General features: G+C 71.2%; 23 protein-coding genes and 2 tRNA genes. 18 read left to right on the top strand and 7 right to left on the bottom strand.

The features are described from left to right. Positions 1-3: 3 nt before the first annotated feature. From yidD to rpmH, 3 genes are read right to left on the bottom strand one after another with little or no spacing between them, the layout of a single operon-like run. Positions 4-330: a membrane protein insertion efficiency factor YidD gene (gene yidD, locus AC07DW_RS05505; RefSeq protein ID WP_336321155.1), complete on the bottom strand. Its 327-nt coding sequence runs from the start codon at positions 328-330 to the stop codon at positions 4-6. Further along, positions 327-698: a ribonuclease P protein component gene (rnpA, locus tag AC07DW_RS05500; protein WP_478856297.1), complete on the bottom strand. Its 372-nt coding sequence runs from the start codon at positions 696-698 to the stop codon at positions 327-329. The genes yidD and rnpA overlap by 4 nt, the downstream gene beginning before the upstream one ends. 20 nt (positions 699-718) lie before the next feature. Next, positions 719-856 (bottom strand): 50S ribosomal protein L34, encoded by a 138-nt coding sequence (gene rpmH, locus AC07DW_RS05495; RefSeq protein WP_018846094.1) that lies wholly within the window; start codon positions 854-856, stop codon positions 719-721. Positions 857-1,216: 360 nt separating this feature from the next. Here rpmH and dnaA point away from each other — a divergent pair, with 360 nt between their 5' ends. The 11 genes from dnaA (at position 1,217) to AC07DW_RS05440 (ending at position 16,125) form a co-directional block, all read left to right on the top strand. Continuing rightward, entirely contained in the window at positions 1,217-2,983 is a 1,767-nt protein-coding gene (dnaA, locus tag AC07DW_RS05490) for a chromosomal replication initiator protein DnaA (RefSeq protein ID WP_478856296.1), read from the top strand. Positions 2,984-4,004: 1,021 nt separating this feature from the next. Next, positions 4,005-5,135, top strand: a complete 1,131-nt coding sequence (gene dnaN, locus AC07DW_RS05485; protein WP_478856295.1) for a DNA polymerase III subunit beta — start codon at positions 4,005-4,007, stop codon at positions 5,133-5,135. A gap of 139 nt (positions 5,136-5,274) precedes the next feature. Next, the gene (gnd, locus tag AC07DW_RS05480; protein WP_478856294.1) at positions 5,275-6,153 is read left to right on the top strand and encodes a phosphogluconate dehydrogenase (NAD(+)-dependent, decarboxylating); all 879 of its coding nucleotides are present in this window, start codon (positions 5,275-5,277) and stop codon (positions 6,151-6,153) included. 58 nt (positions 6,154-6,211) lie between these two features. Continuing rightward, the gene (gene recF, locus AC07DW_RS05475; RefSeq protein WP_478856293.1) at positions 6,212-7,330 is read left to right on the top strand and encodes a DNA replication/repair protein RecF; all 1,119 of its coding nucleotides are present in this window, start codon (positions 6,212-6,214) and stop codon (positions 7,328-7,330) included. Next, positions 7,327-7,872: a DciA family protein gene (locus AC07DW_RS05470; protein ID WP_478856292.1), complete on the top strand. Its 546-nt coding sequence runs from the start codon at positions 7,327-7,329 to the stop codon at positions 7,870-7,872. The genes recF and AC07DW_RS05470 overlap by 4 nt, the downstream gene beginning before the upstream one ends. A gap of 677 nt (positions 7,873-8,549) precedes the next feature. Continuing rightward, the gene (gene gyrB / locus AC07DW_RS05465; protein WP_478856291.1) at positions 8,550-10,622 is read left to right on the top strand and encodes a DNA topoisomerase (ATP-hydrolyzing) subunit B; all 2,073 of its coding nucleotides are present in this window, start codon (positions 8,550-8,552) and stop codon (positions 10,620-10,622) included. A gap of 41 nt (positions 10,623-10,663) precedes the next feature. Continuing rightward, the gene (gyrA, locus tag AC07DW_RS05460; protein ID WP_478856290.1) at positions 10,664-13,366 is read left to right on the top strand and encodes a DNA gyrase subunit A; all 2,703 of its coding nucleotides are present in this window, start codon (positions 10,664-10,666) and stop codon (positions 13,364-13,366) included. A 3-nt stretch (positions 13,367-13,369) separates the two neighbouring features. Beyond that, on the top strand, positions 13,370-13,984 hold the full coding sequence (locus tag AC07DW_RS05455) for a DUF3566 domain-containing protein (protein ID WP_478856289.1): 615 nt from the start codon (positions 13,370-13,372) through the stop codon (positions 13,982-13,984). 71 nt (positions 13,985-14,055) lie between these two features. After that, positions 14,056-14,129: transfer RNA gene (locus AC07DW_RS05450), tRNA-Ile, on the top strand. 213 nt (positions 14,130-14,342) lie between these two features. Next, positions 14,343-14,477, top strand: coding sequence for a DLW-39 family protein (locus tag AC07DW_RS05445; RefSeq protein ID WP_003958712.1), 135 nt, complete (start codon positions 14,343-14,345; stop codon positions 14,475-14,477). Between the two features lie 106 nt (positions 14,478-14,583). Continuing rightward, positions 14,584-16,125 carry a hypothetical protein gene (locus tag AC07DW_RS05440; RefSeq protein WP_478856288.1) on the top strand — a complete coding sequence of 514 codons (1,542 nt, stop codon included), beginning with the start codon at positions 14,584-14,586 and terminating at the stop codon, positions 16,123-16,125. A gap of 106 nt (positions 16,126-16,231) precedes the next feature. On the opposite strand, the gene AC07DW_RS05435 is transcribed toward AC07DW_RS05440, so the two are convergent. Together AC07DW_RS05435 and AC07DW_RS05430 are read right to left on the bottom strand one after the other, a co-directional pair. Further along, entirely contained in the window at positions 16,232-17,590 is a 1,359-nt protein-coding gene (locus AC07DW_RS05435) for a serine/threonine-protein kinase (protein ID WP_478856287.1), read from the bottom strand. A 44-nt stretch (positions 17,591-17,634) separates the two neighbouring features. Beyond that, positions 17,635-18,183, bottom strand: coding sequence for a helix-turn-helix domain-containing protein (locus AC07DW_RS05430; RefSeq protein ID WP_478856286.1), 549 nt, complete (start codon positions 18,181-18,183; stop codon positions 17,635-17,637). A gap of 151 nt (positions 18,184-18,334) precedes the next feature. Here AC07DW_RS05430 and AC07DW_RS05425 point away from each other — a divergent pair. The 4 genes from AC07DW_RS05425 (at position 18,335) to AC07DW_RS05410 (ending at position 21,763) form a co-directional block, all read left to right on the top strand. Continuing rightward, positions 18,335-18,407: transfer RNA gene (locus AC07DW_RS05425), tRNA-Ala, on the top strand. A 298-nt stretch (positions 18,408-18,705) separates the two neighbouring features. Then, positions 18,706-20,379, top strand: a complete 1,674-nt coding sequence (locus AC07DW_RS05420; RefSeq protein ID WP_478856285.1) for a hypothetical protein — start codon at positions 18,706-18,708, stop codon at positions 20,377-20,379. Positions 20,380-20,407: 28 nt separating this feature from the next. Next, positions 20,408-21,172 (top strand): bestrophin-like domain, encoded by a 765-nt coding sequence (locus AC07DW_RS05415; RefSeq protein WP_478856284.1) that lies wholly within the window; start codon positions 20,408-20,410, stop codon positions 21,170-21,172. Between the two features lie 120 nt (positions 21,173-21,292). Beyond that, complete coding sequence (locus AC07DW_RS05410; protein WP_478856283.1) at positions 21,293-21,763, top strand: DUF6344 domain-containing protein; 471 nt, start codon at positions 21,293-21,295, stop codon at positions 21,761-21,763. A 65-nt stretch (positions 21,764-21,828) separates the two neighbouring features. On the opposite strand, the gene AC07DW_RS05405 is transcribed toward AC07DW_RS05410, so the two are convergent. Next, on the bottom strand, positions 21,829-22,551 hold the full coding sequence (locus AC07DW_RS05405; RefSeq protein WP_478856282.1) for a DUF5324 family protein: 723 nt from the start codon (positions 22,549-22,551) through the stop codon (positions 21,829-21,831). 263 nt (positions 22,552-22,814) lie between these two features. Between AC07DW_RS05405 and AC07DW_RS05400 the strand changes: the two genes are divergently transcribed. Both AC07DW_RS05400 and AC07DW_RS05395 read left to right on the top strand, forming a co-directional pair. Continuing rightward, complete coding sequence (locus tag AC07DW_RS05400; RefSeq protein WP_478856281.1) at positions 22,815-23,348, top strand: peptidylprolyl isomerase; 534 nt, start codon at positions 22,815-22,817, stop codon at positions 23,346-23,348. A gap of 154 nt (positions 23,349-23,502) precedes the next feature. Then, positions 23,503-24,366 carry a rhomboid family intramembrane serine protease gene (locus tag AC07DW_RS05395; protein WP_478856280.1) on the top strand — a complete coding sequence of 288 codons (864 nt, stop codon included), beginning with the start codon at positions 23,503-23,505 and terminating at the stop codon, positions 24,364-24,366. A 256-nt stretch (positions 24,367-24,622) separates the two neighbouring features. On the opposite strand, the gene crgA is transcribed toward AC07DW_RS05395, so the two are convergent. Next, complete coding sequence (gene crgA / locus AC07DW_RS05390) at positions 24,623-24,880, bottom strand: cell division protein CrgA (protein ID WP_433115732.1); 258 nt, start codon at positions 24,878-24,880, stop codon at positions 24,623-24,625. Between the two features lie 147 nt (positions 24,881-25,027). Here crgA and AC07DW_RS05385 point away from each other — a divergent pair, with 147 nt between their 5' ends. Beyond that, positions 25,028-25,795: a DUF881 domain-containing protein gene (locus tag AC07DW_RS05385; RefSeq protein ID WP_478856279.1), complete on the top strand. Its 768-nt coding sequence runs from the start codon at positions 25,028-25,030 to the stop codon at positions 25,793-25,795. Positions 25,796-25,857: the final 62 nt, after the last annotated feature.

The following is a 25,857-nucleotide window of genomic DNA, read 5'->3' as shown; positions in this document are numbered from 1 at the left end:
TAATCAGGCTCCTTGAGCATGGGGCGGGGTCTCTGCGGCCGGGCTCGTCTCGGCGGAGTGCCCGCCCTTGCCGCCGCGCAGCGCGTCGCGCAGCATTTCGTGCCAGCGCGGGCGCTTACGAGGGGGAACATGGTCCACGCCACCCGGCGACCACGGGTTGCACCGCAGGATGCGCCAGGCGGTCAGGGCTGTGCCCTTGACCGCGCCGTGCCGGTCGATGGCCGTGAACCCGTAGTGGGAACACGACGGGTAGTACCGGCAGACGGGTCCGAGCAGCGGGCTGATCGTCCACTGGTAGAGCTTGATCAGAGCCAGCAGCGGGTACTTCATCGCGCGCCCCCTCCCAGCAACCGCTGAAGGGCGGCGTCCAGGTCTTGGGCCAGCTGTGCATGGTCGGCGTCGCCCGCACCGGGCAGCGCACGTACTACCACCAGGCTACCGGGGGGCAGTACGGGCAGCCGGTCGCGCATCAGGTGGCGAAGGCGGCGCTTCACCTGGTTACGGACGACGGCGCCACCCACGGCCTTGCTGACGACGAAACCCGCACGTGTCGGGGGAGCGGTCTCCCCTGACGCGTGCGGGTCCGTTGCACCGCTGTTGAGGTGGACGACGAGGAGCGGGCGGCCGGCCCGGCGTCCTCGGCGTACCGCGGTCGCGAAGTCCTCGCGCCGCCTCAGCCGATTCTCGGTAGGCAGCACGTCATGACCTGTTTAAGCGATCAGGCGGACAGGTTGGCGCGACCCTTGCTGCGGCGGTTCGCCAGGATGGCGCGACCGGCGCGGGTACGCATGCGCAGACGGAAACCGTGGGTCTTCGCGCGACGACGGTTGTTCGGCTGGAAGGTGCGCTTGCTCACTCGGGGGCTCCAGAAATGATTCGGGTGGTGGCGGGACATCGCCTGGCTGTCACCGTGCGCCCACGAGTAGCTCGCAATACGCCCGAGTGCACCGCTTCACGATCACGGATCGTGATCTTTGCCCATCGGAGGCAGGCGGCAGCAGCCATCGACAACTCGACCTGGTTACGGTACGCGCGGCTACGCCATCCGGTCAAACCGGCGCCGAGCCGTGGTCCACTATGCACAGGCTGTGGACAACAACTTGAACCACGTGAGCCGCCGCGACTACCGTGGCCGGACTCGGATTCCTTTCCTGCCTGTCCTTCCATCCCGTCCCGAGAACCACACATTCGTGGGACCTGTGAGAGAGCGTGCCTTGTGGCTGACGTACCTGCTGATCTTGCCGCAGTGTGGCCACGAGTGCTCGAGCAGCTTCTGGGGGAAGGCCAGCAGGGCATCGAGCCGAAGGACAAGCAGTGGATCGAGCGCTGCCAGCCCCTGGCCCTGGTCGCGGACACCGCGCTGCTCGCCGTCCCCAATGAATGGGGCAAGCGGGTCCTTGAGGGCCGGCTCGCCCCGCTGATCAGCGACACGCTCAGCCGCGAGTGCGGCCGCCCCATCCGGATCGCGATCACCGTCGACGACTCCGCGGGCGACCCGCCGCCCGCGCCGCCGGCCCCGGGCAGGCACCAGCAGCAGCCCCGCTACGACGACCGCCAGCAGGGCGAGGGGTACGACAAGCCGTACGAGAAGTACGACGGCTACGGGCACCGGCCGATGCCCGACGACGGCCTGCCCACCGTGCGCCCGGCCTACCCGGACTACCAGCAGCAGCGGCCCGAGCCCGGCTCCTGGCCGCGTACCCAGGAGGATCTTTCCTGGCAGCAGCCGCGGCTCGGCGGCTTCCAGGAGCGCGACCCCTACGCGACGGCCCGGCCGCAGCAGCCGCACCACGACTACCGAGGTCCGCAGGCGCCCGACCCCTCCCCGTACGACCAGCAGCGCGGTGAGCGGCGGGAGCACCCCGAGGCGCCGGGCCAGCAGCGTCCCGGCGGCGGCAACCCGGCCGGCGGGACCGGGGCGGGGACGGCGGGCGGCCGCCCCGGCGAGCAGCACGCGCGCCTCAACCCCAAGTACCTGTTCGACACCTTTGTCATCGGGTCGTCCAACCGGTTCGCCCACGCGGCGGCGGTCGCGGTCGCGGAGGCGCCGGCGAAGGCGTACAACCCCCTCTTCATCTACGGGGAGTCCGGGCTCGGCAAGACGCACCTGCTCCACGCGATCGGGCACTACGCGCGCAGCCTCTACCCCGGCACGCGCGTGCGGTACGTGAGCTCGGAGGAGTTCACCAACGAGTTCATCAACTCCATCCGGGACGGCAAGGGCGACACCTTCCGCAAGCGCTACCGCGACGTGGACATCCTGCTCGTCGACGACATCCAGTTCCTGGCGAGCAAGGAGTCGACGCAGGAGGAGTTCTTCCACACCTTCAACACGCTCCACAACGCCAACAAGCAGATCGTGCTGTCCTCGGACCGGCCGCCCAAGCAGCTGATGACCCTGGAGGACCGGCTCCGCAATCGCTTCGAGTGGGGCCTGACGACCGACGTGCAGCCGCCGGAGCTGGAGACCCGGATCGCGATCCTCCGTAAGAAGGCGGTGCAGGAGCAGCTCAACGCCCCGCCGGAGGTGCTGGAGTTCATCGCCTCCCGGATCTCGCGCAACATCCGCGAGCTGGAGGGGGCGCTGATCCGGGTGACGGCGTTCGCGAGCCTCAACCGGCAGCCGGTCGACCTGGTGCTCACCGAGGGCGTGCTGAAGGACCTGATCCCGGGTGGTGAGAACGCCGCCCCGGAGATCACCGCCGGCGCCATCATGGCGGCCACCGCCGACTACTTCGGGCTGACGGTCGAGGACCTCTGCGGATCGTCGCGCAGCCGGGTGCTGGTGACGGCCCGCCAGATCGCGATGTACCTGTGCCGTGAGCTGACCGACCTGTCGCTGCCGAAGATCGGCGCCCAGTTCGGCGGCCGGGACCACACGACCGTGATGCACGCCGACCGGAAGATCCGGGCGTTGATGGCGGAGCGGCGCTCGATCTACAACCAGGTCACCGAGCTGACCAACCGCATCAAGAACGGCTGAGACAGCCGAGGACCGCCTGAGCCCCCGTCCGGGGCGGCCGAGACCGCCGCCCGGGCCGGGGGCTCGGCGCGTCCCGAGCCCGCCCCGCGACCGGTCCCGGTCCCGGGGCGGGCTCGGGACGCCGGGCGGGACAGTCGCTCGGGGTCGGCGCGCGGGACGGCCGGGGCGGGCGGAGGCGCGCGGAGGCGCGGCGGAGGCGCGGCGGAGGCGGCCGATCCAGGCCGGGGGACGCCTCCGGCACACCCTGAGGGGCGGTGGGAGGCGGGGTTTCCGGCTGTCCACACCCGGCGCCGTGACCCGTGCTGTTCGAATAGTTCGGTCGGTCACCCGGTTCTCCACAACTCCGGGGGAGATCGGCAATCCACAGGCTGGGGACTGCGAAGTTGTCCAGACGGTGTCCACAGGGTGGGGTGAGGAGATCACATCATCGCAGCTCAAAGGCTTGTGGATTTGTGGCCGAGCGCGCTCCACAGGCTGTGGACGCGCGCGTCGTCCACAGGGCCTCTCCGGAGTTGTCCACCAGCGGCCCACAGGGGGCGGTCCATGGTCCACAGCTTCTCCACACCCCTGTCCACTGTTCGGCAACGAAACGCCCGGGCTCACCGTGCGGAGTGAAAGCCGTCACACCAAGGTGGTCGGTTGGCCTGTGGGGAAGCTGGGTAAAACTGGGGACGGCGCTGGGGAGAAGTAGCCCCGTGCTGTGCATCGGGTGTGCAGAACTTTTCCGCGTCCACAGATAGCGGTGGTTGTCCACCGGCACCACCCACAGGCGCGGTGGACAAAAAACCCGCTGTGACCTGGGCGGATGGGGTTATCCACCGTTTCCACAGGCCCTACTACTACTCCCACTCAGAGTTACCGGGAAATCCGCTTCGAAGCGGGGCCTGTGCACAACTCGGCGCCGGAGCGTCCGGGGCCGCCCGTCGCGGCTTGACCCCGAGCCGCACCGACTGTCGGTGCTGTGCGTCAGACTGGTGCCCGCAGTCGAGATACGAGCCAGCAACAGCAGGAGGCGGTTCCGGTGAAGATCCGGGTGGAGCGCGATGTACTCGCGGAGGCGGTGGCCTGGGTGGCCCGCAGCCTCCCGGCCCGTCCGCCGGCGCCCGTACTCGCGGGCCTTCTGCTGAAGGCCGAGGACGGCGCGCTCAGCTTCTCCAGCTTCGACTACGAGGTCTCCGCGCGGGTCTCGGTCGAGGCCGAGGTGGAGGAGGACGGCACGGTCCTCGTCTCCGGCCGCCTTCTCGCCGACATCTGCCGCGCCCTCCCCAACCGGCCGGTGGAGATCTCCACGGACGGTGTGCGGGCGACCGTGGTCTGCGGCTCCTCCCGGTTCACCCTCCACACCATGCCCGTGGAGGAGTACCCGGCCCTCCCGGAGATGCCCACCGCGACCGGCACCGTCCCCGGCGAGGTGTTCGCCTCCGCCGCCGCGCAGGTCGCCATCGCGGCCGGCCGTGACGACACGCTGCCCGTCCTCACCGGCGTGCGCATCGAGATCGAGGGCGACACCGTCACGCTGGCGTCCACCGACCGCTACCGCTTCGCGGTCCGCGAGTTCCTGTGGAAGCCGGAGTCCCCGGACGCCTCGGCGGTCGCCCTGGTGCCCGCCAAGACGCTGCTGGACACCGCCAAGGCGCTGACGAGCGGTGACACGGTGACGCTGGCGCTGTCGGGCTCGGGCAAGGGCGAGGGCCTCATCGGCTTCGAGGGCGCGGGCCGGCGCACCACCACCCGGCTGCTGGAGGGGGACCTCCCGAAGTACCGCACGCTTTTCCCCACCGAGTTCAACTCGGTCGCGGTGATCGAGACGGCGCCGTTCGTCGAGGCCGTCAAGCGTGTGGCGCTGGTGGCCGAGCGGAACACGCCGGTACGGCTGAGCTTCGAGCAGGGTGTGCTCATCCTGGAGGCCGGTTCCAGCGACGACGCACAGGCTGTGGAGCGGGTGGACGCCCAGCTGGAGGGCGACGACATCTCGATCGCCTTCAACCCGACGTTCCTGCTGGACGGCCTGAGCGCGATCGACTCCCCGGTGGCCCAGCTCTCCTTCACCACCTCCACCAAGCCGGCGCTGCTGAGCGGCAGGCCGGCCGTGGACGCGGAGGCGAACGAGGCCTACAAGTACCTGATCATGCCGGTGCGGCTGAGCGGCTGAGTCCGCCCCCGGGTCGGTGCGCCTGAGCGGCTGATCATGCGCCCGATGAGCGCCCGACCCCACAGGTGTGCGCCCGCGTCCGGGCGTAGGCTCGGACGCGGGTACGAACTCTCCGCACACAACGATTGAGGATTCTCTGATGGAGCTCGGTCTCGTCGGTCTCGGCAAGATGGGCGGCAACATGCGCGAGCGCATCCGCCGCGCGGGTCACACCGTCATCGGATACGACCGCAACCCCGACCTCGCGGATGTCCACAGCCTCGAGGAGCTTGTGGGCAAGCTCAAGGGGCCGCGCGTCGTGTGGGTCATGGTCCCGGCCGGTGCCGCGACCCAGTCCACCATCGACGAGCTGTCCGAGCTGCTCTCCCCGGGCGACGTGGTCGTCGACGGCGGCAACTCGCGCTGGACGGACGACGAGAAGCACGCGGCCGAGCTGCGCGAGAAGGGCATCGGGTTCGTCGACTGCGGCGTCTCCGGCGGTGTGTGGGGCCTGGAGAACGGCTACGCCCTGATGTACGGCGGCGACGCCGAGGACGTGGCGAAGGTCCAGCCGATCTTCGACGCGCTGAAGCCCGAGGGCGACTTCGGCTCCGTCCACGCGGGCAAGGTCGGCGCGGGCCACTTCGCCAAGATGGTCCACAACGGCATCGAGTACGCCATGATGCAGGCGTACGCCGAGGGCTGGGAGCTGCTGGAGAAGGTCGACTCCGTCACCGACGTGCGTGAGGTCTTCCGCTCCTGGCAGGAGGGCACCGTCATTCGTTCGTGGCTGCTCGACCTGGCGGTCAACGCGCTGGACGAGGACGAGCACCTGGACCGGCTGCGCGGCTTCGCACAGGACTCCGGCGAGGGCCGGTGGACCGTGGAGGCCGCCATCGACAACGCGGTCCCGCTGCCGGCGATCACCGCGTCGCTGTTCGCGCGGTTCGCGTCCCGGCAGGACGACTCCCCGCAGATGAAGATGATCGCCGCGCTGCGCAACCAGTTCGGCGGCCACGCGGTCGAGTCCAAGAAGTAGATCCACAGGCTGTGCACCCGGCGGTGCACGGCATGCCGGGGGAAGGTCGGCGCACACCATGCACGTCACGCATCTGTCGCTGGCCGACTTCCGCTCGTACGCCCGGGTCGAGGTCCCTCTCGATCCGGGCGTCAGCGTCTTCGTCGGCGCCAACGGGCAGGGCAAGACCAACCTCGTCGAGGCGGTCGGCTACCTGGCCACGCTCGGCAGCCACCGGGTGTCGTCCGACGCCCCCCTGGTGCGGATGGGCGCCGAGCGGGCGATCATCAGGGCGGCCGTACGGCAGGGCGAGCGGTCGCAGCTGGTGGAGCTGGAGCTCAACCCGGGCCGGGCGAACCGGGCCCGGGTCAACAGGTCGTCGCAGGTCAGGCCGCGCGACGTGTTGGGGATCGTCCGGACGGTGCTGTTCGCGCCGGAGGACCTCGCGCTGGTGAAGGGCGACCCGGGCGAGCGGCGGCGTTTCCTGGACGAGCTGATCACGGCGCGCTCGCCCCGGATGGCGGGCGTGCGGTCGGACTACGAGCGGGTGCTCAGGCAACGCAACACGCTGCTGAAATCGGCCGCGATGGCGCGGCGTCACGGCGGCCGTTCCATGGACCTGTCCACGCTGGACGTCTGGGACCAGCACCTCGCGCGGGCCGGCGCGGAGCTGTTGGCGCAGCGCCTGGACCTGGTGGCGACGCTGCAGCCGCTGGCCGACAAGGCGTACGAGCAGCTGGCACCGAGCGGCGGGCCGGTCGCCCTGGAGTACAAGGGAGCCGTCTCCGGGGCGCACGGGCGGGAGGCCCTGTACGAAGGGCTGCTCGCCGCCATGGTGGAGGTGCGCAAGCAGGAGATCGAGCGGGGCGTCACGCTGGTGGGCCCCCACCGTGACGAGCTGGTGCTCAAGCTGGGCGAACTGCCCGCGAAGGGGTACGCCAGCCACGGCGAGTCCTGGTCGTACGCCCTGGCCCTGCGGCTCGCCTCGTACGACCTGCTGCGCGGCGAGGGCAACGAGCCGGTGCTCGTCCTGGACGACGTGTTCGCGGAGCTGGACGCGCGGCGCCGGGAGCGGCTGGCGGAGCTGGTCGCCCCCGGTGAGCAGGTCCTGGTGACGGCCGCGGTCGACGACGACGTTCCGGGGGTGCTGGCGGGCGCCCGGTACGACGTGTCGGAGGGGTCGGTGGAGCGGCTGTGACGATCGATCCCCTGCCGGAGCCGTCGGTTCCGGAGCCGTCCGGCGTCGACCTGGCGCGGGTCGCGCTGCGGGCGGCGAAGGAGCAGGCACGGGCGCGGGGCGCGGCGGCTCAGCAGAAGAAGCAGGCCCGGCGGGGCGGTGGACTACGGTCCGGTGCCCGCGCGGACGGGCGCGATCCGCTGCCACTGGGCGCCGCCATCAACAGGCTGATCACCGAGCGCGGGTGGGAGACCCCGGCGGCGGTCGGCGGCGTGATGGGGCGGTGGCCGCAGATCGTGGGCGAGGACCTGGCGAAGCACTGTGTGCCGCTGCGGTACGACGAGGACCCGGACGAGCGGGTGCTGACCGTGCAGTGCGACTCCACGGCGTGGGCGACACAGCTGCGGCTGCTGGCGCCGCGGCTGGTGGCCCGGCTGAACGAGGACCTGGGGCACGGCACGGTCCGGGTGATCAAGGTGCTCGGGCCGGGCGGGCCCCGGCGCGGCTACGGCGGCCCCCTGCGGGCGCCGGGCAGCACGGGCCCGGGCGACACCTACGGCTGACGGGCACACCCGACGGGGCGGGCGGACCGCGCCGGGCGCCCTCCGCCGCGACCGGGTGCTCGGCTACCGGGGACCGGCCCCGCTCCGAGGGCGCGGGCCGCGTGCCGCCGGGCCGCACGCTGCCGGGCGGGCCACCTACGACTGACGTCCGCCCCCCCCAGGCCCCAGTCGGTCCCCACCCGTCGCCCTGACCGACACCGGCTCCCGGCCGCCCCGCCCCCGCCCCGCCTTCGCCGGGTCCTCCAGTCCAGCGGCCCCAGCGGCTCCAGTGCCGCACCGGCCCGGCTGAGGGCATAGAGAGGACAACGGTCACGGGCCCGGCCGCCCCCGAGCCCGGAAACCCGATGCGGAGCCGGTCGCCCGCGCGGGACGGCGAGGCCGCCGCCGCGGCCCCTGCGCGGCCCCCGGCACCCGGCGGAGCGGCGCTCGGGATGAGGTGGTCGTCACCGTTGCTGGAGGTTGACAGGCCGAAGCGCTGAGTGGCGGCGTGAGGCTCCTGGAGCCCCTTCCCGGATATGGGGAGTCGGTCGGCGCCGGTTCAGGGCGGCACATGCGGACTCAGGTACCGGCAAGCCCCCATTAATGTCAGTGCTACCGGTAGACTGGTAGGTAATCCCGCCCCACCGCGGAACATGTCGAACGACGCAGCCGCTCCCGCATGCCCGGAGAGACGGCTTGTGCTGTGCCAGAAAGGGCGCTTCGTGGCCGATTCCGGCAACCCCAACGAGAACATCCCGTCCACAGCTGCCGGCGAGAACGGTGAGGTCACCTCGTCGTACGACGCCAGCGCGATCACCGTCCTCGAGGGTCTGGACGCGGTGCGCAAGCGTCCCGGCATGTACATCGGCTCGACCGGTGAGCGCGGACTCCACCACCTCGTACAAGAGGTCGTCGACAACTCCGTCGACGAGGCCCTGGCAGGGCACGCGGACACCATCGACGTGACCATCCTCGCGGACGGTGGCGTCAAGGTCGTGGACAACGGCCGCGGTATCCCCGTGGACATGCACCCCGTCGAGAAGAAGCCGGCCGTCGAGGTCGTGCTCACCGTCCTGCACGCGGGCGGCAAGTTCGGCGGCGGCGGTTACGCCGTCTCCGGCGGTCTGCACGGCGTGGGCGTCTCCGTCGTGAACGCGCTGTCCACCAAGGTGTCGGTCGACATCAAGCGCGACGGCTACCGCTGGACCCAGGACTACAAGCTGGGCGTGCCCACGGCCCCGCTCGCGAGGCACGAGGCGGTCGAGGACTCCGGTACGACCGTGACGTTCTGGGCGGACCCGGACGTCTTCGAGACGACCGAGTACTCCTTCGAGACGCTCTCGCGCCGCTTCCAGGAGATGGCCTTCCTCAACAAGGGCCTCCGGATCACGCTGACCGACGAGCGCGAGTCGGCCAAGGCGACGATGAACGCCGACGACCCCGACGCCGCCGAGACGGTGGAGGAGGCGCCCGCGCGGACGGTCTCGTACCACTACGAAGGCGGCATCGTCGACTTCGTCAAGTACCTGAACTCGCGCAAGGGCGAGCTGATCCACCCCACGGTCATCTCGGTCGAGGCCGAGGACAAGGACCGCCTGCTCTCCGTCGAGATCGCGATGCAGTGGAACTCTCAGTACACCGAGGGCGTGTACTCGTTCGCGAACACGATCCACACCCATGAGGGCGGCACGCACGAAGAGGGCTTCCGTGCCGCGCTGACGGGTCTCGTCAACCGGTACGCGCGCGACAAGAAGCTGCTGCGCGAGAAGGACGACAACCTCACCGGTGAGGACATCCGCGAGGGCCTGACGGCGATCATCTCGGTCAAGCTGGGCGAGCCGCAGTTCGAGGGCCAGACCAAGACCAAGCTGGGCAACACCGAGGCCAAGACGTTCGTCCAGAAGGTGCTGCACGAGCACCTCTCCGACTGGTTCGACCGCAATCCGAACGAGGCCGCGGACATCATCCGCAAGTCGATCCAGGCCGCCACGGCCCGCGTCGCCGCCCGCAAGGCCCGCGACCTCACCCGCCGCAAGGGCCTGCTGGAGTCGGCCTCCCTGCCGGGCAAGCTGTCCGACTGCCAGTCGAACGACCCGTCCAAGTGCGAGATCTTCATCGTCGAGGGTGACTCCGCCGGTGGCTCGGCCAAGTCCGGCCGCAACCCGGAGTTCCAGGCCATCCTGCCCATCCGCGGCAAGATCCTGAACGTCGAGAAGGCGCGGATCGACAAGATCCTCCAGAACACCGAGGTCCAGGCGCTGATCTCCGCCTTCGGCACCGGTGTGCACGAGGACTTCGACATCGAGAAGCTCCGCTATCACAAGATCATCCTTATGGCGGACGCCGACGTCGACGGCCAGCACATCAACACCCTGCTGCTGACCTTCCTCTTCCGCTTCATGCGCCCGCTGGTCGAGGCCGGACACGTCTACCTGTCCCGCCCGCCGCTGTACAAGATCAAGTGGGGCCGGGACGACTTCGAGTACGCCTACTCGGACCGTGAGCGCGACGCGCTCGTGGAGCTCGGCAAGCAGAACGGCAAGCGCATCCGCGAGGACTCCATCCAGCGCTTCAAGGGTCTGGGCGAGATGAACGCCGAGGAACTGCGCATCACCACCATGGACCAGGACCACCGGGTGCTCGGCCAGGTCACGCTGGACGACGCGGCCCAGGCCGACGATCTGTTCTCCGTGCTGATGGGTGAGGACGTGGAGGCGCGGCGCTCGTTCATCCAGCGCAACGCCAAGGACGTCCGCTTCCTCGACATCTGAGTCGGTCTCAGCTGACCGTACGAAAGGACCGAAGACCAGCAATGGCCGACGAGAACACCCCTGACACTCCTGACACGCCCAGCACCCCGGTCGTCGTGACGCCCGAGGAGGAGCCCCCCGTCCCCGGTGTGGGTCTCCGCGTCGAGCCCGTCGGGCTCGAGACCGAGATGCAGCGCTCGTATCTCGACTACGCGATGTCCGTCATCGTGTCGCGCGCGCTGCCCGACGTACGGGACGGGCTCAAGCCCGTCCACCGCCGCGTGCTGTACGCGATGTACGACGGCGGGTACCGGCCCGAGAAGGGCTTCTACAAGTGCGCCCGCGTCGTCGGCGACGTCATGGGTACGTACCACCCGCACGGCGACTCCTCGATCTACGACGCCCTGGTCCGGCTGGCCCAGCCGTGGTCGATGCGCATGCCGCTGGTGGACTCCAACGGCAACTTCGGCTCCCCCGGCAACGACCCGGCGGCCGCCATGCGGTACACCGAGTGCAAGATGGCGCCGCTGTCCATGGAGATGCTCCGGGACATCGACGAGGAGACCGTCGACTTCACGGACAACTACGACGGCCGCAACCAGGAGCCGACGGTCCTGCCGGCGCGCTTCCCGAACCTCCTGGTCAACGGCTCGGCCGGTATCGCGGTCGGTATGGCGACCAACATCCCGCCGCACAATCTGCGCGAGGTCGCGGCCGGCGCCCAGTGGGCGCTGGAGCACCCCGAGGCCACCCACGAGGAGCTCCTGGACGCGCTGATCGAGCGCATCAAGGGCCCCGACTTCCCGACCGGCGCCCTCGTCGTCGGCCGCAAGGGCATCGAGGAGGCGTACCGCACGGGCCGTGGCTCCATCACGATGCGCGCGGTCGTCGAGGTCGAGGAGATCCAGAACCGCCAGTGCCTGGTGGTCACGGAGCTTCCGTACCAGGTCAACCCGGACAACCTGGCTCAGAAGATCGCCGACCTCGTCAAGGACGGCAAGATCGGCGGCATCGCCGACGTCCGTGACGAGACGTCCTCCCGCACCGGTCAGCGCCTGGTGATCGTCCTCAAGCGGGACGCGGTCGCCAAGGTCGTCCTCAACAACCTCTACAAGCACACCGACCTCCAGACGAACTTCGGCGCCAACATGCTGGCGCTCGTCGACGGCGTGCCGCGCACCCTCTCGCTGGACGCGTTCATCCGCCACTGGGTGACGCACCAGATCGAGGTCATCGTCCGGCGTACGAAGTTCCGCCTGCGCAAGGCGGAGGAGCGGGCGCACATCCTGCGCGGTCTGCTCAAGGCGCTCGACGCGATCGACGAGGTCATCGCGCTGATCCGGCGCAGCGACACCGTCGACGTCGCGCGCGAGGGCCTGATGGGCCTGCTGGAGATCGACGAGATCCAGGCCAACGCCATCCTGGAGATGCAGCTGCGCCGCCTGGCCGCCCTGGAGCGCCAGAAGATCGTCGCCGAGCACGACGAGCTCCAGGCCAAGATCAGCGAGTACAACGGCATCCTGGCCTCGGAGTCCCGTCAGCGGCAGATCGTCAGCGAGGAGCTGGCCGCGCTCGTCGAGAAGTTCGGTGACGACCGCCGCTCCAAGCTGATCCCCTTCGACGGCGACATGTCCATGGAGGACCTGATCGCCGAGGAGGACATCGTCGTCACCATCACGCGTGGCGGCTATGTGAAGCGCACCAAGACCGACGACTACCGCTCGCAGAAGCGCGGCGGCAAGGGCGTGCGCGGGACGAAGCTCAAGGAAGACGACATCGTCGACCACTTCTTCGTCTCCACCACGCACCACTGGCTGCTGTTCTTCACCAACAAGGGCCGGGTCTACCGCGCCAAGGCGTACGAGCTGCCGGACGCCGGCCGGGACGCCCGCGGCCAGCACGTCGCCAACCTGCTGGCCTTCCAGCCGGACGAGCAGATCGCCGAGATCCTCGCGATCCGCGACTACGACGCGGCGCCGTACCTGGTGCTCGCCACCAAGGCCGGTCTGGTGAAGAAGACGTCCCTGAAGGACTACGACTCGCCCCGCTCCGGCGGCGTCATCGCGATCAACCTCCGGGAGAAGGAGGACGGCAGCGACGACGAGCTGATCGGCGCGGAGCTGGTGTCGGCGGAGGACGACCTGCTGCTCATCAGCCGGAAGGCGCAGTCGATCCGGTTCACCGCGACGGACGAGGCACTGCGCCCGATGGGCCGTGCGACCTCGGGTGTCAAGGGCATGAGTTTCCGCGAGGGCGACGAGCTGCTCTCGATGAATGTGGTCCGGCCCGGTACGTTCGTCTTCACCGCGACGGACGGCGGGTACGCGAAGCGGACCGCCGTCGACGAGTACCGCGTCCAGGGTCGTGGCGGCCTCGGCATCAAGGCTGCCAAGATCGTGGAGGACCGCGGCTCGCTCGTCGGCGCGCTGGTGGTGGAGGAGACGGACGAGATCCTCGCCATCACGTTGTCCGGTGGTGTGATTCGTACGCGAGTCAACGAAGTCAGGGAGACGGGCCGTGACACCATGGGCGTCCAACTGATCAATTTGGGCAAGCGCGACGCCGTTGTCGGCATCGCCCGCAACGCCGAGGCCGGTCGCGAGGCCGAAGAGGTCGAAGGAGTCGACGTGATCGACGGCTCCGACGACATCGACGGGACCGACGTGACCGACGAGGCCGTAGACACCGGGGCTGCCGCAGCAAGCGGAGCCGCGGCCGACGCAGCCGAGGGCACGGAGCCTTCGGCCGGGGAGCACGAGGAGTAGAGCGTGAGTAAGGCCACGGGCGCCGGATCGGCCGCTTCCAAGACGAGCGGTGCCCGTGGCCCTGCCACGGACTCCCAGGGGGTAACGGTGACCACGTACGACGACGGTCCGCTGCCTGCCGAGCGGCCCGGTTCCGGGCAGCAGGCGGCTCAGCCGTACCACCCGCCGCAGGCGTACGCCACACAGGGCGGCGGCACCACGGGCGCTGCGGTGCGCCGGCCGCGTACGGGCGCGAAGACCATGCCCCGTACGCGCAAGGCACGGCTGCGGGTGGCCAAGGCCGACCCGTGGTCGGTGATGAAGGTCAGCTTCCTGCTCTCCATCGCGCTGGGCATCTGCACGGTGGTGGCGGCGGCGGTGCTGTGGATGGTCATGGACGCCATGGGCGTGTTCTCGACCGTCGGCGGCACGATCAGCGAGGCCACGGGCTCCAACGAGAGCAACGGCTTCGACCTCCAGTCGTTCCTGTCGCTGCCGCGCGTGCTGGTCTTCACGTCGGTGATCGCGGTCATCGACGTGGTGCTCGCCACGGCCCTCGCGACGCTGGGTGCCTTCATCTACAACCTGTCCGCCGGGTTCGTCGGGGGCGTCGAGCTCACGCTGGCCGAGGACGAGTAGCGGATTTGGGAAGACGCCGCTCCGTGCGCTAATCTTCAGAGGTCAGCGCGGGGCGGCGAGCCCAGCGCGGCGGGGCTATAGCTCAGTTGGTTAGAGCGCATCCCTGATAAGGATGAGGCCACAGGTTCAAATCCTGTTAGCCCCACAGTCATGAACGGCCCGGACGGAGAGAACTCCGTCCGGGCCGTTCGCTTTGCCCCGGTGGATTCCCGTTGCCGGGACCGTCCGGCTTCGCCGTGAACCGTCTCGCTTCGCCGGGGGAGCGCTGGGCGGGGACGTAGGTCACCGATCGGTATCGGTCGTGTGTATAGTCGGGCGCCAGAAGGTCCCCTACGCCAAGGAAAGACGAGGTCGCGCCGTGAAGAAGCTCCTCCTGGTCGCACTGGCCGCCATCGGCGGGCTCCTCGTGTACCGCCAGATCCAGGCGGATCGCGCCGAGCAGGATCTGTGGACGGAGGCGACCGACTCCGTGCCCGCAGGTTCCGGTGTGTGAGTCGCACGCGAGCAGTCCGCGCATGGGCCCCGGCCGCTGAGAAGCGGCCGGGGCCCCTTGCGTTCACCTGAGCGAATTTTTTGTTTGCAGTGGTGAAGTTGAGGCGGTGAGCGCTTCCTGCCGGGGCCGGGGACAGCGGCGGGGCGGGCGGGGCAGGATGGACCGGCAGGCGCGGCCGTCACGGCGGTGGGCGGGCGCGGTCGTCCCGGGCACGGGAGCCGCGCTCACCACTGCGGCGGCGGCGACGGGCGGGCTTGGAGAGGACGAGGGGGCGTACGTGATGAGGCGCAGGGGCGCCCGGGCCGGCCGGGCGGTGCCGGTCGCGTCGGCGGCGGTGGCCGCGGTGTGCCTGGCGGTGACGCTGCCCGGCGAGGCGTGGGCGGTGCGGGCGGGTGCGGTGCCGACCGGTGCGGTCGGGACCGGTGGGTACGCCTTCGCCGACGGCATAGAGCGGATCCGCGGGGCGGCCACCACCAATGACGCGCCGACGCTCGCCCGGGGCGGCACGTACAAGGACGAGATCGAGGGCGGCGCCCAACTGGTCTACAGCCTGGACCTGGACGCGAGGACGAACGCCTACGTCTCCGCCGTCGCCGTCCCGAAACCCGGCAGCAAGGTCGGCACCTTCGACAGCCTGAAGGTCTCCCTCCAGGACCGCAACGGCCACGACTGCGGCTCCAACGAGTCGCGGTTCGGCGCGGCCGAGTTCCCCCGCCCCATCGCGGCCTACGCGCACCGGACGATGGACCGGGACAGCTCCTCCTGCCAGGACGCCGGCCGCTACTACGTCGTCGTCGAGCGCCGCGGCAAGGATGCCGCCCCGGGCACTTGGGACCTGGAGATCCGGCACGAGCTGGAGCCCCGGCTCAGGACCGAGGGCCCCACCGCCGCCCCCGAGAACTGGCCCAGCGCCTCGCCCCCCGCACCGGCCGGCGAGCCCCGGGACCGGGCCGGTGGGGCGGGGTTCGCCGACGCGACCGGCCTCACCGAGGGCGAGTGGACGGACCGGATCGAGCCGGGCCAGTCCCTCTTCTACCGGGTGCCGGTGGACTGGGGTCAGCAGCTCTTCGCCGGGGCGGACCTCGCCAGCTCGTCCGGCGGCGGTTTCGTGATCAGCGCCCTCGACGTGACGCTGTTCAACCCGATGCAGGGTGTGGTCACCAGCGCCAACCCGGTCGCGTACGACGGCAAGCAGAAGTCCGCCGACCTCGAACCGCTCCCGCCGGTGAAGTACGAGAACCGCTTCGACTCCGACGCGCGCTTCGCCAACACGCGTTTCGCGGGCTGGTATTACCTGCGCGTCAGCCTGAGCCCGCGGGTGGCGGAGGAGTTCGGCAGGAAGCCGTACGGGCTGACGCTGCGGATCGACGTGGAGGGCGCGCCGGGGGCCGACCCGGGGTACGCCGGGGCGCCCGGGATCTTCGACGTCACGGAGGCGGACCAGGACGCGGCGGCGAGCGGCCGGAGCGGTACGGAGGCGGCGGCGAACGGCACGATGAAGGTGGTCGCGGCGGCCGGCATCGGCACCGGGACGGTCCTCGTCCTGGGGCTGGGCGCCTGGACGCTGCTGGCGCGGCGCCGCGTGGCCCGGTCGGAGGCGCCCGGGGATTACGGACCGACGCGGTACGGACCGCCCACGGCCCGGTGAGCGAGGCGGGTCCCGGCGGCCCGGTCGGAGGCGCCCGGGGATTACGGACCGACGCGGTACGGACCGCCCACGGCCCGGTGAGCGAGGCGGGTCCCGGCGGCCCGGCTCACGTCCGGGTGAGCGCCCAGATGCCGACGGCGAAGCAGACCAGGGCCACGAGCAGCACCGGGACCGCCACCTTCGGGGGCGGTCCCGGTCGTCCGGGCGCGACAGGCCGCTGCCGGGCCGGCACCGGCGCGGCGTGGTCCGTGTACTGACGGGTGGGCAGGGTGGAGGCGGCCGCGTGCGGCGCCGCGACGGCCGGGGGGTGCGGGTACTCCGGGGCGGCGGCGTGATGAGGGCCGGCCGCGGGAGCGGGCGCCGGGCCGGGCGTACCCGGGAGCGAGGGGTGGGCGGCGCCGGAGGGCATGGGCGCGGAGGGCGCGGGCGAGGGGAACGGGTGCGCGGGGAAGGGGTGCGCGGGCGCGGGATGCGGCGCCGGGGCCCGGGTGGGCGGCTCGTGGGGTGCGGGCCGCTGTGGCGGTGGGGCCAGGTGGAAGCTTCCGGTCTCCGAAGCCACCGGCCCGGGCGAGGACTTGAGCGAGCCGAGCGGGCCCTCGGGCCCGAAGCCGTCCGGGAGCGGGCCGATCTGGTCGAAGACCTCGACCGGCTCCTCGTCGGCCGCCGGGGCGGGCAGCATCTCGACCGCGGCCGTCAGCGCCTTGCGGGCGCCCGTGGCCGTACGGAACCGGGCCTCCGGGTCGGGCTGGAGCAGACCCGCGAGCACCTGCCACAGCGGCTCCGGGATGCCCTGCGGGGCGCCGGGTGTGCCGTACGCGGCGAAGTGCTCGACCAGGGCCCGGGAATCGGGCTTCCGCCCCCGCAGCAGGTACAGCGCCACCAGTCCGACCGCGAACAGGTCGGCCGGGAAGTCGGGCTCCGCGCCCATCATCTGCTCGGGAGCGAAGTAACCCGGCGTGCCCACCACATAGTCGGTCTCGGTCAGCCGCGGTTCACCCTTGCGCATGGAGATGCCGAAATCGGACAGCCGCAGGTGCGGCCGCCCGGTCCCGGTCGCCTCCAGCAGGATGTTGGCCGGCTTGATGTCGCGGTGCACGACCCCCTCCGCGTGCACCGCGGCCAGTCCGGACAGCAGCTGGTCGAGCAGGGTGCAGACGAACCGGGGCGGCAGCGGGCCGTAGTCGCCGATGACGTGCGCCAGCGACCCGCCGGTCACCAGGTCCATGGTGAACAGGACCTTTTCGTCGTCGGCCGCCCAGCTGGCGGGCGCGAGGACGTGCGGGTGGTCGATCCTCAGCGCCTGTTCGCGCACGAAGCGCAGCAGGGTGTGCGCGTCGCTCCGCTGGAGGACCTTGGCCGCCACGTAACGGCGCCGGCGGTGGTCCCAGGCGCGCCAGACGGCGCCCACACCGCCCCGGCCGATCGGGTCGATCAACTCGTACCGCCCGGCGAAGACCTCACCCATCGCGCTGCGCCCGCTCCCAGTCGCCCGTCCGGTGCCCTGCTCGATCAGCTCTGGTGCGACTCGTAGTGGGCGACCGCGTCCGCGGTGCGCCCGGCGCCGTACACCCGGAGGAACTCTGCCAGTTCGGGATGGGTCGGTGCGAGGGAGTCGGCGGCGTCGATGATGTCGCCGGCGGCGGCGACCGAGCGGAGCAGCGACTGGATCTCGCGCACCACGCGGCGGACGGTCGGCGCCCCGGAGCTGGTCGTCGTCTGGCTGGAGGCCGTGAGGACCGAGCCGCCCTGGGACTTCTTGATCTCGTCCATCCGGTCGGTGGCCTCCACCGCGCTCACGCTGCCGTCGGCGACCTGAACGGCCAGTTCCTGGAGCGCCTGCACGCGCTGGACGACCGCCGGGTTGCCGATCTTGGCGCGCTGGCCGCTCATCAGCTGGGACAGCATCGGAGCAGACAGTCCGAGCACCGCGGCGAGGCGGGCCTGGTTCAGGCCCAGGTCGTCGATGAGCCTGCGGAAAAGCGCCCCCAACGGCTCCCCGTACCAACTGCGCTGAAGCTCTCTGGCTCTCGCGGTCGCTTCCTGCTGTGCTGCATCCATTGCGTCTCCCCATCGCTTCGGTTCGCTGCTGCGAACCTCGTCCAGCATCTTACGGAGAGTGGTTGTGGACCGGGAGTCCCAAACCTTTTGCGGGGCACCCCCCGGTACCCGGTACTCTGGTCAGCGGCACGTGCCGTGAACCGGCCGTCCCGGGGCCTTAGCTCAGTTGGTAGAGCGCTGTCTTTGCATGGCAGATGTCAGGGGTTCGACTCCCCTAGGCTCCACGCGCACCAGACCCCTCCGACCCGGGCAACCGGTCGGAGGGGTCTTCTCGTCCTGTCCACGGCCCGTTGGCCGTTCGCTGCGGCAGGTCCCCGGCCCGCGGCCGTCTTCGCACCGGCACCCCACCGGCCCCCGCGGCTCCCGGTCCCCGCCGCCCCCGCCCCCGGCCGCTCTCCGCCATCGCGGTGCACTCGCGCACGGACAGCGCAATCGCCGCCCCCCCGGCTTTCCGGCCTCCCGGCCGTGACGGACGCTGGCCGGAGTCCGGGCACACCCGAAGACCGGAAGGGGAACCCCTGGATGGCGGTCAGGCGCACCACCCGCACCCGTACCAGAACGCTCCTCCTCTCCACCGGAGCCCTGCTCCTGGTGGCCCACGTGAGCGGCTGGCCGCTGGCCTCCCGCCCTCCGCAGGCCACCGCCGACGGCGTGGGGCGTTCGGCACTGGTCCTGTCCGTCACCGTCAACAAGAAGACGCCGCGGCAGGCGGAGCGCATCGGCATCCGGGTCGGGCACCCCGTGGTCAAGCGGTACCGCCTGACCAACCGCTCGGGCGCCGACCTCCACCGCGTCACGCTCACCGACCCGTCCGTGCCCGGCAAGGCGCTGCGCTGTCCGCGCCGGCAGGGGTTCTGGATGCGCGGGATGAGCACGGTCACCTGTACGGCACGCTTCAGCGCCGCACCGGGGCGGCACAGCGCCACCGTGCGGGCCCGTGGGGAGATCCCGTCGCTCGGCATGCGCCCCACCGCTTCCGTGCCGGCCGGCTACCAGGGCGTCACCGGCGCCCTGTCGCTCGGCGTCACGGTCGCGGAGACCGTGGCGCCCCGGGCGGTCGTCCGGTACACGATCAGCAACCCGGGCAACCGCACGGTCCACGGCACCCGGCTCGTCGATCCCGTCCTGGGGCGGACCCCCGTCGACTGCGGCGGCCGGGCCGGGCCCCCGCAGGCCCTCGGGCCGGGCGCCGTCGCGGTGTGCGTCGCGCGGCTGACCGGCCTCCGGCCCGGTACGTACCGGAGCACGCCCGAAGTGCGGGGCAGTGACCGGCTGTTCACCCTGGGCCCGACGTGTACGCGGCTCGTCCGGCCGCCGGTCCTGGTGGCCCGTGCGGCCGCGCCGTTCGTGGTACGCCCCCGCCCGGTGCCCCCGCCGCCGCCCGCGCCGCCCGTTCGGGCGGTGCCTCCGCCGGGTGGTGGCGGCGGAGCTGGAGGAGGCGGTGGCGGGGCCGGTGGTGGAGGAGGCGGTGGAGGAGGCGGTGGCGGGGCCGGTGGTGGTGGCGGTGCGGTGTCGTCGCCGGGCAGTGGTGCCGCTGTTGCGGGCGGGGCGAGCGCTGGTGGTGGCGCGGGTGGGGGTGGTGGCGCTGGGGTCGCGGGTGTCGGTGGCGCGGGTGCTGTGGGTGCTGTGGGTACCGGCGCGGGTGCCGGTGTTCCGGGTGCCCCCGGGGCCCTGGGGGCACCCGGAGTGCCGGCGGCGCCCGGTACGGGAGCGGCGCCCGGTACGGGAGCGGCGGGCGCCGGGCCGGCCGCCGGAGCCGCCGTACCTGGGCTCACCGCTCCGGGGGCCGCCGTACCTGGGCTCACCGCCCCCGGAACCGCCCCCGGCCTCGCGGTCCCGCCCGGCATCGGCGTTCCGCCCGGGGTAGGTGTCCCGCCCGGCATCGGCGTCCCGCCGGGCGTGGGCGTCCGGCCGGGCGTCGGCGTTCCGCCCGGCATCGGCGTCCCGCCGGGCGTGGGCGTCCCGCCCGGCGTCGGCGTCCCGCCCGGGGTAGGCGTCCCGCCCGGCGTCGGCCCGCGCCCGCCCGCCGACCGGCGCGAATCCTCCCGTACCGCCGAGAACCCCGACGACCGGGGCCTGACCGCGCGGGCGCGGGGAACGTACCGGCGGGACGACTCCATGAGCCCCGCCGCGTTCCTGCTCCTGCTCTTCCTCCCCGCGGCGGCCCTCGTCGTGCTGGCGAGCCGCCGCCTGTGACGGCCCCCACAAGAGAGGAGGAGCGGCCATGGGGCATGTGATCGCGACGCTGACCCTCGGGCTGCTCGCCGCGCTGGTCGCCGCCGCCGCGGTGGTGGCCTGGCGCCACTTCCACCCCGTCGAGGCCGAGGACGAGGAGGCCGGCGGGGAAGTGGCCGAGTACATGTCGATGATGATCGCCCTGCTGTACGCGCTGCTCCTCGGCCTCGCCCTGGTCTCCGTCTGGGAGCTGCGGGGTGCCGCCGAGGGCCACACCTCCACCGAGGCGGGCGCCCTGCACCAGATGACGGTCCTCGCGGAGGGGTTGCCCCCCGAGCAGCAGAAGCGCGTCGAGAGCGTGGCCGAGCGCTACGCCGTGCACGTGGTCCGGGACGAGTGGCCGCGCATGCGGCAGGGGGCGCAGCCGACCGATACCGGATGGGGCCTGGTGCGGCAACTGCGCGCGGTGTCCGCCGCCCCGCCCCAGGCGACCTCGTCCCAGGAGGTGACGGCCCTGGAGCTGCTCGGTCAGCTCAGCGCGCTCGACGACGCCCGCCGCGGCCGTGAGGCGGTGTCCCAGGAGTCCCTGTCACCGGTGCTCTGGGCCGGCATCTTCGTCGGGGCGCTCCTGTCGGTCGGCATGCTGTTCTTCTTCGGCATCGGCCGGAGTCCGGGTCAGCTGATGATGGCGATGGGCATGGTGGTGCTCACCGTGTTCCTGGGGCTGCTGATCCACTACCTGTCCACGCCGTTCGGGGACGTGATGGGCGTCAGCGCGGACCCCTTCACGCGCTACTTCCCGATGGCCGCCTGAGCCGTCCGGGTGGTGTTCATCGGAAGATCTGCGCAGCGGTGGCGTTGCTCCATGGCATCCCGAGATGCGTACACATCATGAGAAAGGTATGTAGATCGCTCAACCCGAAAGCGAGGGGCCATGGCTGCCGTCGTCAAGGACACGCACCCGGTGACGCACTCGGTCGCGCACCCGGTCACGCACTTCTGGACCGCCTTCTTCTCTCTCCTGTCCGCGATCCTCACCGCTCTCGGCGTGAAGCGCACGCCGAAGGCCCCCGTTCCGGTGTACGCGGCGGCCCCCGCCCCGGCCGGCGGTGCCGCGCTCGCCCCGGCCGCTTGTGACGCCGCGCCCCGCTGCTGCACACCGGCATGGGCCTCCGGGCACGTCCGGTCCCTGCCGCCCACCATCAAGCAGCGCATCCGGGCCGAGGCGCACGGCGCCTCACCCTCCGTACGGCACCTGTCCGCCGCCCCGGTTCCGCACCCCGCCTACGTCACGGACGCGACCGACCCGGTCGACCTCGCCGACCGGGCCGACCTCATGGAGAAGGCCGACCGCGCCGGCGAGGCCGACCGGGTCGGCCTCGGTGATCTCGCTCTCGCCGCCTAGGGCGTGTCCGTGAAGTCTCGCCCGGCCCGCCCTTCGGACGGACGCCGATACTTTCCGGACACTCCTCAGCGGCGCTCGTCGTTCGTGCCCGCGTCGGCGTCGGCGTCGGCTTCCGCCTCCGCCTGCTTCGCCTCCACCTCGGGGTCGAGCACTGCCGGGCCCGTACCGTCGACGGAGGTCAGCGGAGTGCGCTCCGGGACCTCGGTGGGAGCCGGGGGCTCGACCAGCCAGTCCGGGTTGGCCTGCTTGTCCCACCACTTCCAGGCGGCGTAAGCGCCGCCGGCCAGCACGCCGAAGACCGCGAGCCCCCTGGCGAGGCGGCCGGCCCTGGCCCGACGCTCGTGCTTCCTCACGATCTTCTGAATGTCCTTGACCGTCACCTGACCGCGCACCGCGGCCACGGCGGCGGCGGAGCGGGCCACTGCCTGCTCCTTCACAGGCTGAGCCGCTGCCATCGCCTGCTCCACCCGAGGCATGGTGTAGACGGCCGCCTGTCGTGCGGCCTGACGGGTCCGGACCGCGGCGCGATGCGCGGCCTCGTCGACCCTCGGGGGCACATGCGGAGCGACAAGCGTGTCGTACTGGACGCGTGCCTGTGTGCGGGCCTGACGCGCGGCCTTGGAGACCTTCGGCGCGACCTTGACACGGGCCTCGTTCGCGTAGTGCTGCGCATAGTGCGCGGCCGTGTCCTTTGCCGTTCCGGCATAGGGCGCCACCACTTCCGCGGCGTGCCGCACGCTTTCCTTTGCCGAGCTGGTCGCGGCGCGCACGCTGTCCTTGCGGGTCACGGGATCCTCCTCCTCGGTGGCGGGGTCGGTTATCGCCTTTCCGTCCTTTTTGAAATCATGCCTGCCGGTGTTCGGTCCGGCATGCGTACGGGGCATCCGGGGCATCCGGGTGCGAACGGGCCGCCCGCCGGGGCCCGGTGCCACGTTGTCACGGTTCGCCCTCCCGTGCGGCGCTTCGAGGAGTATGGGGTCGGCTTTCCTTGTGGGCGTCCCTTCCGTGCGAGGATCGGTGGACGTCAGAGCAGACTTACGGAAGGCACATCGTGGCCGAGCAGCTTTACGCCACCCTGAAGACCAATCACGGCGACATCGAGATCCGGCTCTTCCCGTATCACGCGCCGAAGACGGTCAAGAACTTCGTCGAACTGGCCACGGGCGAGCGCGAGTGGACCCACCCGGCGACCGGGAAGAAGTCCACGGACCGCCTCTACGACGGCACGGTCTTCCACCGCGTCATCAGCGGCTTCATGATCCAGGGCGGCGACCCGCTGGGCAACGGCACCGGCGGACCGGGCTACGAGTTCCGGGACGAGTTCCACCCGGAGCTCTCCTTCAACAAGCCGTACCTGCTGGCGATGGCCAACGCCGGTCCGGGCACCAACGGTTCGCAGTTCTTCATCACCGTGGCCCCCACCACGTGGCTGACCGGCAAGCACACGATCTTCGGCGAGGTCGCCAACGAGGCCGGCAAGAAGGTCGTGGACGCGATCGCGGCCATCAGGACCAACCCGCGCACGGACCGGCCGGTCGACGACGTGGTCATCGAGACCGTCCAGATCGAGTCCCGCAAGGCCTGACTCCCCGGTCCGCCCCGCGGTCCCGGCGTCCGGCGGAGGCCCGACAGGGGTCCGACGCCGCTGAGGGGAACCTTTCCGCCTCGTCCGTCCGTAAGGATGGACGAGGCGTTGTCGTCGTTACGGGCAGAGGCCGAGAGGCCGACGAGGGGATCCCATGGAGCAGGCGCAGTTGCCGGGCTGCTACCGCCACCCCGGCGTGGAGACGGGGGTCCGCTGCACACGCTGCGAGCGGCCCATCTGCCATGCCTGCATGGTGGACGCGTCGGTGGGCTTCCAGTGCCCCGAGTGTGTGCGCGACGGGTCGGGCACCGGGCACTCGCGCACCGCCAACCAGCCGCGCACGATCGCCGGCGGCCGGATCACGGCCGGTCGTCCGCACCTGGTCACCCATGTCCTGATCGGCCTGAACCTGCTGGTCTTCCTGCTCGGCAGGCTGAACCCGGCCCTCATCGACGAGACGGTGCTCATCGGCTTCGCCTTCGACCCGGATCTCGGCCGGGTGGTCGGCGTCGCGGACGGCGAGTGGTACCGGCTGGTGACCTCGATGTTCCTGCACCAGGAGATCTGGCACATCGCCGGCAACATGCTGCTGCTGTGGCTGATCGGCGGCACCCTGGAGGCGGAGCTCGGGCGGGCCAGGTACCTGACGCTCTACCTGCTGTCCGGCCTGGCCGGCAGCGCCCTCACCTACCTGATCGCCGCGGAGAACCAGGGGTCGCTCGGCGCCTCGGGCGCCATCTACGGCCTGCTGGGCGCCACCGTGGTCCTGATGCGCCGGCTCGAGCGCGACATGCGGCCCATCATCGCCCTGGTGGTGATCAACCTGGTGATCACCTTCGCGCGTGAGGGCATCGCCTGGGAGGCGCACATCGGCGGACTGATCGCCGGTGTGATCATCGCGTACGCCATGGTCAGCGGGCCTCGTGATCGGCGGGCCCTGCTCCAGGGCGCGGCCTGCGCGCTGGTCCTGCTCCTGGCGCTGGGGACTGTGGTTCTGAGGACAATGGCGCTCACCTGAGCGGCGATTGTCCCCACCGTTGTCCACAGCACGTGTCCGATCTTGCGCAACATGTGGGGAACGTGTGTGCCCCTCGCCTCTGACCTGCGGTTTCGCAGGCAGGGCGAGGGGCTTCGCCGACTCGTGCGGACAGGCGGCTGCGATCACATCGGCGTCAACCCGATGCAAGTTATCCACAGATGGTCTGACCTTTTCCACGCGCTGTGCACAACGCTGTGGATAACTCAGGGCAGGGCTTGACGGGGGTGCCGGACCGCTACTTCCACTGCGTGGAGACGCCGAAGCCGGCCGCGATGAAGCCGAAGCCGACGACGATGTTGAGGTTCCCGAGCGACTCGACGGGCAGGGACCCGTCGGTGACGTAGAAAACCACGATCCAGGCGAGCCCGATGGCGAACAGCGCCAGCATCACCGGAGCCACCCAGCTTCGGCTGGTCAGCTTGATGTTGGTCGCCTGCTTCGCGGACGGCGGCGGCGTGAACTCGGCCTTCTTGCGGATACGTGACTTCGGCACGAGGGACTCTCCTGTCGATGCGCTGCGTGACCGCGCAGGAACTGTGGCTTCGGGGCTGGTCGCCGGGGTGGGGCGAGGGGGACCGCTGCCTCACCCGGGCGTCCGTTAGCGTAGTGGTTCCGCGGGGCTGAAGGAGATAAGGGTACGTTGAGCAATTCCGCCGACTCTCCCCAAGAGCGGGCCGGGCGCAGGAACTGGCGGCCGGTCCGGTTGCTCACCGCTGCCGTCTTCGCCCTGGCCGGCCTGATCTTCGTCACCAGCTTCAACACCGCCAAGGGCACCAACATCCGTACGGACGCCTCGCTGCTGAAGCTCTCCGACCTCATCCGCGAGCGCAGCCAGAAGAACGCCGAGCTCGACGAGACGACCGCCGCCGTCCGGGACGAGGTCGACACCCTCGCCCGCCGGGACGACGGTTCCACCAAGGCGGAGGACGCCCGGCTCGGTGCCCTGGAGAAGGCGGCCGGCACCACCAAGGTCGCCGGCCACGGCCTCACCGTGACCCTCGACGACGCCCCGCCCGGCGCCCAGGCCGCCCCCGGCTACCCGGAACCGCAGGCCAACGACCTGGTCATCCACCAGCAGGACCTCCAGGCGGTCGTCAACGCCCTGTGGAAGGGCGGCGCGAAGGGCATCCGTGTCATGGACCAGCGGCTGATCTCCACCAGCGCGGTGCGCTGCGTCGGCAACACCCTGATCCTCCAGGGGCGGGTCTACTCCCCTCCCTACCGGATCACCGCCGTGGGTGACACCGGGAAGCTCCAGCGCGCCCTGGACGACTCCACCGCCATCCAGAACTACCTGCTCTACGTGAAGGCGTACGGGCTCGGCTGGAAGGTCGACGAGCACGAGGCGGTGACCCTCCCCGGCTACTCGGGCACGGTGGACCTGCACTACGCGCGGCCCGCCGGCTGACGGCAGGGGTGCCGGGTGGAGTTCGGCCCGGCGCCGGTGACACCGGGTTTCCCGGCCGGCCG

Source organism: Streptomyces sp. NPDC045701, assembly GCF_056432045.1.
This window is presented reverse-complemented; position numbering and strand designations above follow the sequence as displayed.